Annotated in this window: 12 protein-coding genes; 8 read left to right on the top strand and 4 right to left on the bottom strand. The window is 68.7% G+C overall.

Features of this window, described 5'->3' with window-relative positions; all coding sequences use genetic code 11:
• Nucleotide 1 precedes the first annotated feature (1 nt).
• Complete coding sequence (locus DJ018_RS00990; protein WP_111512939.1) at nucleotides 2-562, bottom strand: HNH endonuclease; 561 nt, start codon at nucleotides 560-562, stop codon at nucleotides 2-4.
• Nucleotides 563-990: 428 nt separating this feature from the next.
• On the opposite strand from DJ018_RS00990, the gene DJ018_RS00995 reads away from it, so the two are divergent.
• From DJ018_RS00995 to DJ018_RS01010, 4 genes are all read left to right on the top strand, one after another.
• On the top strand, nucleotides 991-1,629 hold the full coding sequence (locus DJ018_RS00995; RefSeq protein WP_111512940.1) for a TetR/AcrR family transcriptional regulator: 639 nt from the start codon (nucleotides 991-993) through the stop codon (nucleotides 1,627-1,629).
• A 10-nt stretch (nucleotides 1,630-1,639) separates the two neighbouring features.
• On the top strand, nucleotides 1,640-2,494 hold the full coding sequence (gluQRS, locus tag DJ018_RS01000; protein WP_111512941.1) for a tRNA glutamyl-Q(34) synthetase GluQRS: 855 nt from the start codon (nucleotides 1,640-1,642) through the stop codon (nucleotides 2,492-2,494).
• 4 nt (nucleotides 2,495-2,498) lie between these two features.
• Complete coding sequence (locus tag DJ018_RS01005; RefSeq protein ID WP_111512942.1) at nucleotides 2,499-3,401, top strand: DMT family transporter; 903 nt, start codon at nucleotides 2,499-2,501, stop codon at nucleotides 3,399-3,401.
• A 70-nt stretch (nucleotides 3,402-3,471) separates the two neighbouring features.
• Entirely contained in the window at nucleotides 3,472-3,918 is a 447-nt protein-coding gene (locus DJ018_RS01010; protein ID WP_111512943.1) for a DUF411 domain-containing protein, read from the top strand.
• On the opposite strand, the gene DJ018_RS01015 is transcribed toward DJ018_RS01010, so the two are convergent.
• Complete coding sequence (locus tag DJ018_RS01015) at nucleotides 3,915-5,354, bottom strand: protein adenylyltransferase SelO (RefSeq protein WP_111512944.1); 1,440 nt, start codon at nucleotides 5,352-5,354, stop codon at nucleotides 3,915-3,917. The genes DJ018_RS01010 and DJ018_RS01015 overlap by 4 nt on opposite strands.
• An 81-nt stretch (nucleotides 5,355-5,435) precedes the next feature.
• On the opposite strand from DJ018_RS01015, the gene nhaA reads away from it, so the two are divergent.
• Nucleotides 5,436-6,614 carry a Na+/H+ antiporter NhaA gene (gene nhaA, locus DJ018_RS01020; RefSeq protein ID WP_111512945.1) on the top strand — a complete coding sequence of 393 codons (1,179 nt, stop codon included), beginning with the start codon at nucleotides 5,436-5,438 and terminating at the stop codon, nucleotides 6,612-6,614.
• 3 nt (nucleotides 6,615-6,617) lie between these two features.
• On the opposite strand, the gene DJ018_RS01025 is transcribed toward nhaA, so the two are convergent.
• A complete protein-coding gene (locus DJ018_RS01025) occupies nucleotides 6,618-8,054 on the bottom strand; it encodes an aldehyde dehydrogenase family protein (RefSeq protein ID WP_111514613.1) in 1,437 nt (478 codons plus the stop codon).
• Nucleotides 8,055-8,346: 292 nt separating this feature from the next.
• On the opposite strand from DJ018_RS01025, the gene DJ018_RS01030 reads away from it, so the two are divergent.
• From DJ018_RS01030 to DJ018_RS01040, 3 genes are all read left to right on the top strand, one after another.
• Nucleotides 8,347-9,084: an SDR family oxidoreductase gene (locus DJ018_RS01030; RefSeq protein ID WP_111512946.1), complete on the top strand. Its 738-nt coding sequence runs from the start codon at nucleotides 8,347-8,349 to the stop codon at nucleotides 9,082-9,084.
• Nucleotides 9,085-9,157: 73 nt separating this feature from the next.
• The gene (gene folB, locus DJ018_RS01035; RefSeq protein WP_111514614.1) at nucleotides 9,158-9,505 is read left to right on the top strand and encodes a dihydroneopterin aldolase; all 348 of its coding nucleotides are present in this window, start codon (nucleotides 9,158-9,160) and stop codon (nucleotides 9,503-9,505) included.
• A 73-nt stretch (nucleotides 9,506-9,578) separates the two neighbouring features.
• Entirely contained in the window at nucleotides 9,579-9,974 is a 396-nt protein-coding gene (locus DJ018_RS01040; RefSeq protein ID WP_240609423.1) for a DUF4870 family protein, read from the top strand.
• Between the two features lie 16 nt (nucleotides 9,975-9,990).
• On the opposite strand, the gene DJ018_RS01045 is transcribed toward DJ018_RS01040, so the two are convergent.
• Nucleotides 9,991-11,274 (bottom strand): NupC/NupG family nucleoside CNT transporter, encoded by a 1,284-nt coding sequence (locus tag DJ018_RS01045; protein ID WP_111512947.1) that lies wholly within the window; start codon nucleotides 11,272-11,274, stop codon nucleotides 9,991-9,993.
• Nucleotides 11,275-11,291: the final 17 nt, after the last annotated feature.

An 11,291-nucleotide genomic window follows, 5' to 3' on the forward strand; every position in this document is an offset into this window, starting at 1 on the left:
ATCAAGCCTCCAGCTCGATGTCCCAGTAGAGGTAGTCGAGCCAGCTTTCGTGCAGGTGGTGCGGCGGGAACCTGCGTCCTCGCTCCTGCAGCTCGTGCGAACTTGGCCGCCGTGGCCGCATGTGCGGATGCATGCCCGCCTCCTTCGGCGTCCGCCCGCCCTTCGTCAGGTTGCAGGGCGCACAGGCGGTGACGATGTTTTCCCAGGTGGTCCGCCCGCCCCGAGAGCGCGGGATCACATGATCGAACGTCAGATCCTCGCCCGACGAGCAGTACTGGCAGCTGAAACTGTCGCGGAGGAACAGGTTGAAGCGGGTGAAGGCCGGGGGCCGGTCCTGCGGCACGTAGTGCTTGAGCGATACGACGCTCGGCAGGCGCATCTCAAAGGACGGGGAGTGGACGACCTGGTCATAGGTCGAGACCACGTCGACCCGATCCAGGAACACGGCCTTGATGACTTCCTGCCAAGGCCACAGCGACAGGGGATAGTAGCTGAGCGGCCTGAAGTCCGCGTTCAGCACAAGGGCAGGCCAGCCGGACGGCGGGCGACTAAGCACCTGCATGACCGGACCTCCCGCGGCGCCTGAGCACCGTTATGTCGTACGCTAACGGACTGAAGACGAGGCCTCCGATCCAGCGCGCAGCGAAAATCCGCTGCAGTTCCAACTATACGGAAGATTCGAAGACGCGGCCATGACAAGGGCGCGTGCAAAAAAGGGCCCCGAAGGGCCCCTCTCTGTTCTCGCCGAACGTCTCAGCTCACCACCGCCACGGCGGCCGCAGCGGTCAGTCCGAGGAGGAGCAGCAGCGGCGCGCCCAGCCGGTCGAAGAGGCGTTCGAAGTTGGCGACCTTCGCAACAGTAGTCATGACACACACCTTTGAGTTGGCGCCTCCGGGGGAGCGGAGGCGGTTCGATTTGAACGGTGCTTAGATATGCTCGCATCTAAGCATCGTCAAGATGCATTTACCGCTCGGGAAAGCGTCTCTAGGATGCCGTCGATGAGCGCTTCGAAGCCGGCCGACGGCAAGCCCTATCACCACGGCGACCTGCGCCGGGCGCTCGTCGATGCGGCGCGCCGGCTTCTGGAGGCTGAAGGTCCGGCGGCCTTGTCGCTGCGAGCTGTTGCGCGCGAGGCCGGCGTCAGTCCGGCGGCGCCCTACCACCACTTCAAGGACAAGAGCGAACTGCTGGACGCCGTGGCGCACGACGGCTGGATCATGCTGGACCGCGCCATGACGACGGCCAAGGCGCAGGCGCAAGGGCACCAACGGCTGAGCGCGCTCGGCATCGCCTATGTCTGTTTCGCCCGGGAGCACCCGGCGCTCTATCGGATCATGTACGACGCGGCCCGCAACAAGGAGGCGTTGCCGCACGTCACCGAGGAGGACGAGGAAAGCGCGTACTGCAAGGTGCGCCAAACCTTGGTGGAGCTGGGCGCCGACCCCAAGGCCACGGTGGATCTGGAACTGGCCACCGTGGCCGCCTGGTGCGCGGCCCACGGCTTGGCCGAGATGGCCGGCTTCAAACAGTTCGAGCACCTGATCGAGGCGCTTGGCGGGGAGACGGCGTTCTTCCGCGCCGTGTTCAGCCACATGGGCCTCTTCCCCAGACCCCGGCACGAGGTCTAGGAGCGGCGCCGTGAGCGCCTCCTTCGTCACCCGCTTCGCGCCGTCACCGACCGGTTGGCTGCACCGCGGCCATGCGTTCTCGGCCATGACCGCGTTCGAAGCTGCGCGCGCGGCGCACGGCCGCTTCATCCTGCGCATCGAGGACATTGACCGAACCCGCTGCCGTCCCGAGTACGAGGACGGAATTCTGGAGGACCTCGCCTGGCTGGGCCTGTCCTGGGAGCAGCCGGTCCGCCGGCAATCGGATCACTTCGCTGACTACGAGCGCTCGCTGCGGGAGCTTGCGGAACGGGGCCTGCTCTACCGCTGCTTCCGGACCCGCAAAGAGATCGCCGAGGAGATCGGCCGCGCCCCGCACGGCGCCATGGAGGTGTTTCGCGGGGCCCCCTTGCCGGCCGAGGAGGAGGCGGCGCGGCTGGCGGCTGGCGAGCCGTTCGCCTGGCGCCTGTCGCTCACCGCGGCCGAGCGGGCCCTCGGCGGCTTCGAGGGCCTTACCTTCATCGAAGATGGCGAAGGGCCGAGCGGCGAGCGAGGCGTGATCCAGGCGCGGCCGGAACTTGGCGGGGACGTCGTGCTGGCCCGCAAGGATGTGGGCGTGGCCTATCACCTGGCGGTGGTGCACGACGACGCGCTCCAGGGGGTCACCCACGTGGTGCGAGGCCAGGATCTGTTCGAAGCGACGCACGTGCAGCGGCTGCTGCAGGCGCTGTTAGCCCTTCCCACGCCGATCTATCGCCACCACCGGCTGCTCACGGGCCCCGACGGCAAGCGGTTCGCCAAGCGCGACCGAGCGGAAACGCTGCGCGAACTGCGCGGGCGCGGTATCACCGCCACCGAGCTTCGACGGGAGATGGGCTTTGAGTGAGGCGATGGCCGCGCCGTCGGCGCCGCGCTGGAAAGCGCTGGCGGTTCTGGTCTTCGGCGCCTGCGTCATCGGACTTTCCCCCATCCTCGTGCGCCTGACGGACACCGGGCCGGCGGCGGCGGGCGTGTGGCGGCTGGGTTTCGCCCTGCCCTTCCTGGCGTTGATGGCGGGAAGGGCCAGCGCTGGGGCGGGGGGCGGCGTAGGCTTACCGTCGCGTCTGGCGCTGATCGCCGGGCTGATGTTCGCCCTGGACATGGGGTTCTGGCACTACGGCATCCGCTACACCTCGGTGACCAACGCCACGGTGCTGTCCAACCTCACCCCGGTGGTGGTGACGGCGTTCGCCTGGATCTTCCTGCGCCAGCGCCCACGAAAGACCTTCCTGCTGGCCGTGGCCGTGGCGGTCGCCGGCGCCTGGATGATGGCGCTCGAGAAGGGCGGCGGGCCTGGCGTGAACCCGCCGCTGGGCAACGCCCTCTCGGTGCTCACCGCTCTCTGGTACGCCCTCTACATGATCGCCATGGGCGAGGGCCGGAAGCGCGAGAGCGCCAGCCGCCTGATGTTCTGGTCGGGCGCGGTGGGCCTGCCGATGATGCTGATCGCCGCTCTTGCTCTGGGCGAACCGATCCTGCCCGGCAGCGCCGGCGGCTGGGCGGCCTGCGTCGGGCTGGGCCTGATGCACGTCGCCGGCCAGGGCTCCATCGCCTGGGCCATGGGACGGCTGCCGACGCCCACGGCCTCGGTGGTGGTGCTGGTCCAGCCGGTGGTGGCGGCCTGGCTGGGTTGGGTTTTGTTTGCCGAGCCGATCGGACACATGCAGGCGCTGGGCGCGGCGATCGCGCTGGGCGGGGTGGTGCTGGCGCAGTGGGCTTCGCGGCCCAAAAACGATCCGTCGCCCGAAGTTTAAGCCGTCGGCTTGCCGCCGCATTTGCGGAAGATCATCTAACTCTCAGCCGCCTCGTGCGATTGGAGTTCCGATGTTCAACCGCCGCACCCTTCTCGCCGCCGCGCCCATGCTGGCGCTGGCAGGCGTCGCCCACGCCGCTCCGCGAACCGTCACCGTCTGGAAAACGTCCTCCTGCGGCTGCTGCAAGGGCTGGATCAGCACCATGAGCCGGGCGGGCTTCCATCCCAAGGTGGTCGAGGTCGAGGACGTCAGCCCCATCTGGCGCAAGCACGGAGTGCCAGACGAGCTGTCCTCCTGCCACGTGGCGCAGGTGGGCGGCTACGTCACCGTCGGCCATGTGCCGCCGGCGGATATCGAACGGCTGCTGCGTGAGAAGCCCAAGGCCATCGGCCTGACCGTGCCTGGCATGCCCATCGGCTCGCCGGGCATGGAGGCGCGCGACGGGCGCAAGGAAGCCTACAACACCTTTCTGCTGCTGCCGGGCGGCAAGACGCGGGTGTTCGCCCGCCACGCCTAGGCGCGTTCGCCCTCGCCCTGCGCCCACAAGCCCCAGGCCTGCCGCGCCGTCTCGATCCGCTCGAGCTTGGCGTGGAAGGCCGACCAATCGTCCTGTTCGGTGATCGGCGCCCAGATCGCCTCGATCTCGTCGTAGAGCAGCTCTTCGGGCTCGGCGTTCGCAAAGAAGGGGTGCTGAAGCCGCTCCGGCCGCTCGGCCTGGTAGCCGGCGATGGCTTCACGGAAGGGCTGAAACCCCTCGTGCGCGTAGATCTCGGCGCGCGGACTGCGGTCTGCACGGGCGGCGTCGCCGCAGAACCAGTCGAAGAACAGCGGCTCCCAACGAAGCGCCTCGCCGCCTCCGGCCAAGGCGCCGAAAACCGTCTGGATGAACGCCGCGTCGTCCTCCGTTCCCTTGGGCTGCAGGCCCAGGCGCCCGAGGATCGCGGTGACCAGTTCGTCGCGGTAGGTCGGCCCGAAGCGGTTCAGCGCCTCGATCAGCGGATCCGACTCGGTGACCAGCGTGAAGCAGCCGGCCAGCTGCTGCAGATTCCAGAACACCGCCTCGGGCTGGCGGCCAAAGGCGTAAAGCCCGGTCTGGTCAAAGTAGGCGGCGGTGAAGTTCGGGTTCGAGTAGGGCGCAAAGCGGTATGGGCCATAGTCGAAGCTCTCGCCCGTGATGTTCATGTTGTCGGTGTTGAGCACGCCATGGACGAAGCCGGCCGCCATCCAGCGCGCCGCGAGCTTGGCGACCCGGGCCACCACCGCATCCAGCAGCGCCGCCGCGGGATCGGAGGCGTCGCTCAGCTCCGGATAGTAGTTGGCGACGACGTGCTCGATGAGAGCGTTGATGCGCTCAGGCGCGTCGAAGAAGGCGTGCCGCTGAAAGCTGCCGAAGCGGATGTGGCTGTGCGACAGGCGAGTCAGCACCGATGAGCGGGTCGGGCTGGGCTCGTCGCCGCGCACCAGCTCCTCTCCAGTCTCAATCAGCGAGAACGAGCGGGAGGTCGGCACGCCCAAGGCCTCGAGCATGGCTGTCGCGAGCACCTCGCGCACGCCGCCCTTGAGGGTCAGGCGACCATCGCCCGAACGCGACCAGGGCGTCTCGCCCGAGCCTTTGGTGCCCAGCTCCAGAAGACGATCGGTCCCGACCTCCCTCATCTGGGCGAAGGTGAAGCCGCGACCGTCGCCAAGGTCGGGGTTGTACGAGCGGAACTGATGGCCGTGATAGCGCTGGGCCAACGGCGGATTGATGTTGCCGGGCAGCGGCTCGAACCGGCCGAAATGGGCGATCCATTCCTCGTCCGTCAGCGTCTGCAGACCGACCGTGGCCGCCGCCCGATCGTTGCGGAAGCGCAGAATGGTCTGCGGGAAGTCGGCCGCGTTCACGGGATCGGCGAACTCGCGTCCGAGCTGCGGAAAGACGGGATCCGGACGGTAGGCGGGGGAAACGGGCATCGAACCCAAATGGGCCTCCACCCACGGGCTGGCAACCTCGCGCGGCTACTGCCGAGCCTTGGCTCGTGCTAACCGCTCGGCATGGCCCGTCGCATCACGCTCGACTTCCTGAGAACCGAGTCCGCCTCCGGCGTGGTGCTGGCGGCGGCCGCGCTGGCCGCCGTGGCGATGGCCAACTCCCCGCTCGCGCCGCGCTATTTCGAGTTCATCGGCGCGCCTTTCACCGTCCAGTTCGGCGCCTTTCATGAGACGCGTAGCGTGCTGGCCTGGGTGCGCGATGGCCTGATGGCCATCTTCTTCTTCGTGCTCGGCCTGGAGGTGAAGCACGAGGCGCTGCGGGGCGAGCTCGCGAACCCGCGCCGCCTGGCGCTGCCGATCGCTGCGGCCCTGGGCGGGCTGCTGGCGCCGGCGGTCATCTACCTTCTGCTCAACACCGGCTCGGGTCCGGCGCTGGCAGGCTGGCCCGCCACGACGGGGACGGACATGGCGATCGCCATGGCGGCCCTGGCGCTGGCCGGACCGCGCACCCCACCGGCCCTGCGGACGTTTCTGCTGACGATCGCCATCCTCCAGAACCTGGGCGCGGTGGCGATCAGCGGCGTTCTTGCCGGCGACCCTGTGAGCCTGCCGGCGCTTGGTGGAGGGGCCACTGCCCTGGCGCTGATGTTCCTGATGGGGCGGTGGCGCCGGGCGCCCTATCTGTTCTACGGCCTGGGCTTCATCCTTGTGTGGGCCTTCGCCCTGAAAGCGGGGCTCTCTACAGCGCTGGCCGGCATCGCGGCGGCGATGGCCGTGCCCATCGAGCCTCGCAAGCCGCATCGGCCGGGGGTGACCGAGGACTTCGTCGAGGGGCTGCACCCTTACGTGGCCTACTTCGTCCTGCCGCTGTTCGCCTTCACTGCGGCGGGCGTGTCGTTCCGTGAGCTCGCGGTGAGCAATGTAGCGAGCCCGGTCGCGCTGGGGACGGCCCTGGCGCTGGCCGTGGGCAAGCCCCTCGGCATCTTCGGCGCCTGCGCCCTGCTGATCGCGCTCAAGAAGGCGCGCCGGCCGACCGGCGCCGGATGGGCCGACATCCTGGGCGTCAGCCTGCTTTGCGGGGCGGGCTTCACCCTCAGCCTCTACCTGGGCCAGCTGGCGCTCGAAGCCAGCCCCGCCCAGGCGCAGATGCGGCTGGGCGTGGTCGCCGGCTCCGTGATCTCCACCCTGGCGGGGCTCGCCGTGCTCGGCTGGGCCCGAGCGCGCCGGCTAAGGCCCGCCTGAGCCCTACTCCGCGGCCTGTTGCTCGCCCCAGCCGACGACAGCCTTGGTTTCAAGGAACTCGTGGAATGCGAAGTCGCCCCATTCGCGGCCGTTGCCGCTCATCTTGTAGCCGCCGAACGGCGCGGTGACGTCCATGGCGCCGTTGATCGTCACCTGGCCGGCGCGCAGCCGGCGGGCCACCTGGCGCGCCTGAGCGGCATCTGCGCCGCTGACGTAGGCGGCGAGGCCATATTCGGTGTCGTTGCCCACCGCCACCGCCTCGTCCAGGTCGGCGTAGCCGAGGATCGACAGGACAGGCCCGAAGATCTCTTCCCGCGCGATGGTCATCTCGGGCGTGACATTGGCGAACACGGTGGGCTTCACGAAATAGCCGCGCTCCAGCGCTTCCGGCCGTCCAGGGCCGCCGGTGACCAGGGTGGCGCCCTCGTCGATCCCCTTCTGGATCAGCCCCTGGATCTTGTTGAACTGCGCCTCGGAGACCACGGGGCCTAGGGTGTGGTTGCCGTTGGGATCGCCCACGGTGATCCGCTCGGCGGACTCGCGAGCCACCGCGATCGCCTCTTCCATGCGGGCCTGCGGGACGAGCATGCGGGTGGGCGCGTTACAGCTCTGGCCCGAGTTGGTCATCATGGACGCAACCCCGCGTCCGACGCTCTTGGTGAAAAGCGCATCGTCGAGAACCACGTGCGGGCTCTTGCCGCCCAACTCCTGGTGCACGCGCTTCACGGTCGGAGCGGCGTTCTTCGCCACCTCGATCCCCGCCTGCGTCGAGCCGGTGAACGAGATCATGTCCACGTCGGGGTGGCTGGACAGGGCGACGCCGACGCCAGGGCCATCGCCGTGCACCAGGTTGAACACGCCGGCCGGAACGCCCGCGGCCTGCAGGATTTCGGCGAAGATCTGGGCGGAGAAGGGCGCCACTTCCGAGGGCTTCAGCACCATGGTGCAGCCCGTCGCCAAGGCCGGCGCCACCTTGCAGGCGATCTGGTTCAGCGGCCAGTTCCAGGGGGTGATGAAGCCGCAGACGCCGATCGGCTCCTTCAGGATCATGGTCTGGCCGCGATCCTCCTCGAACTTGAAGGTCTTCAGGATCTCGGCGGCGGTGGCCAGGTGCGCCATGCCGATGGGAACCTGCGCCCGCTGCGCCAGGGACGCTGGTGCGCCCATCTCTTCGGTGACGGCGGCGGCGAGAACGCCGAAGCGCTTCTGGTACTCGGCGACGATGCGCTGAAGGATGTCCAGCCGCTCCTCGCGGCTGGTCTGGGACCAGCTGGCGAAAGCCTTGCGCGCGGCTTGCACCGCCCGGTCCACATCGGCCGCCCCGCCGAGCGCGATCCGGCCGCAGACCTCCTCGGTCGCCGGATTGATGACGTCCAGGGTCTTCAGTTCGGCGGGCTCAACCCACTCGCCGTCGATGAAGAACTTCAGACTCTCTCGCATCGCGTCCTCCTGGGCCCGGTTCAGGCTCGCATTCAAACAGTCATTTTAAAGATGGAAACGTCCTCGGGAAGGCCTGTCGCTGCGTCACCTGACCGGAGAACCTGAAGCTCCGCGCCTCGTTGAAGCCCCGGGCGCTTGCAGCAAACCGCGCGCCTCGCTAAAGCCGCGCCATCAGAGTCTGGAGCCGCCCATGTCCGGCATCGCCGCCATCGTCATCTTCCTCGTCGTCGTCGGCGCGCTGAACTTCTACGAGTTCGGCCGTCTGGATTGAGCCGGCTGAGGGCCCGCGCCCGTGGCTAGCCGCGGGGCTGCGCTGATCACCGGCGGAGCCCGCCGCATCGGCCGCGCCCTGGTCACCGCCGCCGCAGAGGCGGGGTTCGACGTCGCGATCCATGTCCGCAGCGTCGATGACGACGCCGAAAGCGCCGCCGCAGAGGTGCGCGCCCGCGGCCGCCGCGCGACCATCGTCACCTGCGACCTGCGCAAGGAAGCCGCCACGGTCGCCCTGGTCGGCGAAGCTGAAGCCGAGCTCGGACCGGTCACCCTGCTGGTCAATTCGGCAAGCGTCTTCGAGGAAGACGCCTTCGAGAGCTTCAACCGTGCGTCCTGGGATGCCCACCTCGAGACCAACCTTCGTGCGCCGCTGGTGCTGTCGCAGGTGTTCGCCCGAAGGCTCCCCGCCGAGCGCGAAGGGCTGATCGTCAACATCCTCGACCAGCGGGTCTTCCGCCCCACCCCAGACTTCTTCTCTTATTCGCTGAGCAAGGCCGCTCTTTGGGACGCCACGCGGATGATGGCCCAGGCCCTCGCCCCGCGCGTGCGGGTGAATGGCATCGGCCCGGGGCCCACCCTGCAGTCCATTCACCAGGATCCGGCGGACTTCGCAGCCGAAGCGCGCGGGACCCTCATGCAGCGGCCGGTGAACCCTGCCGAGATCGCCCACGCGCTGCGCTATCTGATTGACGCCCCATCGGTCACCGGCCAGATGATCGCCGTCGACTCCGGCCAGCATCTGGCCTGGCGCGCCTGAGGAGGATCGCCCCATGGTCGCCGCCGCCCGCACCGACAACGACGCCCCGCCCGCGCCCGACGCCAAGGTCGTGATGACCAAGGTGTTCGTCACGGGTCTGCAGGTGCAGGCCGAGATCGGCGTCTACAAGCACGAGATCGGCCGCGTTCAGCCGCTGGTGGTCGATGTGGAGCTGGACGTGCCCACCGCTGGCGCGGTGAAGCTTGCCGACACCCTCAACTACGAGGACGTGCTGCACGCCGCCCGGGCCGTGGCCGAGGAAGGCCATATCGAATTGGTCGAAACCTTCGCCGAACGGCTGGCCCGCGCCTGTCTGGCCGACCCGCGGGTGACCCGGGCACGGGTGCGGGTGGAAAAGCCGCTGGCGCTGGCGCCGCACGCCACCGGCGCCGGCGTGGAGATCACGCTCGTCCGAGCCTGACCCCATCTTCCAAGGATCTCTTCCCCTTCCCACCTCGTTCGGCGATCCTGCGTGGGACTGAAGGAGAGCGCCTGTGACTGATCGCCTGGGCTACGGAACCGTCGAGGACCGCACCATGCCGGCGGTGGCCTACGGGCTTTACCTGCTGACCTACGCCATCGGCGTGACGGTCTTCGTCGGCCTGATCATCGCCTACATGAACCGTGATCGAGCCGGGACGCGCATGCGGACCCACTACACCTTCCTGATCCGCACCTTCTGGCTGTCGATCGCTTGGTGGCTGATCGGCGGCGCCCTCTTCTTCTTCGGCATCCCGCTTTCGCTGATCCTGGTCGGCGTGCCGCTGCTGTTGATCGGCGGCTTCATCCTGGCGGTGGTCGGGATCTGGTTCGCCCTGCGGTGCATCATGGGCGTCGTCTACCTGGCCCGAGACGAGCCCTACCCGCGCCCCTACACCTGGTTGGCGTAGGAGCGCCGCACGCGCCTCAGAGGCCGAACAGGCTCGCGGGCATTGCGCCCACCACCGAGGCGGTGAGGCAGGTGGCGAGGAAGCCGGCGATCATCGCCTTCCAGACCATGCCGATCACCTCGGCCCGGCGCTCGGGCACGAGGACGGTGTAGCCGGCCACGTTGATGCCCACCGAGGCGATGTTGGCGAAGCCGCACAGGGCGTAGGTCATGATCACGCGGCTGCGCTCGCTGATCTCGCCCACCGGGATGCCGCCCAGGTTAATGAAGGCGCTGAACTCGGTCAGCACCAGCTTCACCCCCAGCAGCGAGCCGGCCGCAGGCGCGTCATGCCAGGGCACGCCCATCGCCCAGGCGAGCGGCGCGAACAGCACGCCGAAGCCGCGCTCCACCGACAGGGGCGCGCCGCCCACGTCCGGCAGGACGCCCAAGATGCCGTTCACCATCGCCACGAGGGCGACGAACACGATCAGGGTCGCGCCGACGTTCAGCACGATGGAGAGGCCGTCGGATGTGCCCTTGATCAGGGCGTCCACCGAGCTGTCGTAGGTCTTGCCGCCGCCCACATCGAGGGCTTCGGGGGATTCCACGGCGGGGTCGCGCGGGACCACCACGCGGGCGAGCAGCACGCCGGCAGGCGCGGAGATGATGGAAGCGGTGAGCACGTGCGCCGCCGCGTTGGGCAGGACGTCGCGCAGGATGGTGGCGTAGGCCACCATGGTGGAGCCGGACACGCAGGCCATGCCGACCGCGATCAGCAGGAACAGCTCCGAGCGCGACAAGCTGGCCAGATAGGAGCGGATGAAGATCGGGCCTTCCACCTGACCCATGAAGACCGTGGCGGCGGTGGCCAGGGCGGGCGGGCCGCGCAGGCCCATGGTCTTTTCGAAGACGAAGCCGAAGCCCTGGGTCAGCCAGCGCAGGATCCGCCAGTGCCACAGAAGGGCGGCTAGGGCGCAGACCACCAGGATCACCGGCAGGACGCGGAAGGCGAACACGAAAAGCGAGCCGGGGTTGGTCAGGGGATACGGCTGGCTTGGCGTGCCGGCTAGGAACCCAAAGACGAACGAGACGCCGGCCTGGGTGCTGGAGGCCAGGCCGTCCACCGCCTGGCCGACGCCTTGCAGGCCGACGCGCAGAGCGGGCAAACCGAACAGCGCCAGCACCAGAACCGCCTGGAGCAGAACCGCGCCGATGGCGAGCTTCCAAGGGAAACGGCGGCGGTTCTCGGAAAGGAGCCAGCACAGGCCGATAGTCAGCACCAGGCCCACCAGGCTCTGGGCGTTTTCAGGACGGAACATTGAGGCTCCCGTGCGCC

Source organism: Phenylobacterium deserti, from assembly GCF_003254705.1.
GTDB classification, from domain to species: domain Bacteria; phylum Pseudomonadota; class Alphaproteobacteria; order Caulobacterales; family Caulobacteraceae; genus Phenylobacterium; species Phenylobacterium deserti.

Excerpts from the sequence above, each read along its gene's own strand:
- DJ018_RS00990 (WP_111512939.1), bottom strand. The coding sequence starts at position 562 with ATGCAGGTGCTTAGTCGCCCGCCGTCCGGCTGGCCTGCCCTTGTGCTG.
- DJ018_RS00995 (WP_111512940.1), top strand. The coding sequence starts at position 991 with ATGCCGTCGATGAGCGCTTCGAAGCCGGCCGACGGCAAGCCCTATCAC.
- DJ018_RS01005 (WP_111512942.1), top strand. The coding sequence starts at position 2,499 with ATGGCCGCGCCGTCGGCGCCGCGCTGGAAAGCGCTGGCGGTTCTGGTC.
- DJ018_RS01010 (WP_111512943.1), top strand. The coding sequence starts at position 3,472 with ATGTTCAACCGCCGCACCCTTCTCGCCGCCGCGCCCATGCTGGCGCTG.
- DJ018_RS01015 (WP_111512944.1), bottom strand. The coding sequence starts at position 5,354 with ATGCCCGTTTCCCCCGCCTACCGTCCGGATCCCGTCTTTCCGCAGCTC.
- nhaA (WP_111512945.1), top strand. The coding sequence starts at position 5,436 with ATGGCCCGTCGCATCACGCTCGACTTCCTGAGAACCGAGTCCGCCTCC.
- DJ018_RS01025 (WP_111514613.1), bottom strand. The coding sequence starts at position 8,054 with ATGCGAGAGAGTCTGAAGTTCTTCATCGACGGCGAGTGGGTTGAGCCC.
- folB (WP_111514614.1), top strand. The coding sequence starts at position 9,158 with ATGACCAAGGTGTTCGTCACGGGTCTGCAGGTGCAGGCCGAGATCGGC.
- DJ018_RS01045 (WP_111512947.1), bottom strand. The coding sequence starts at position 11,274 with ATGTTCCGTCCTGAAAACGCCCAGAGCCTGGTGGGCCTGGTGCTGACT.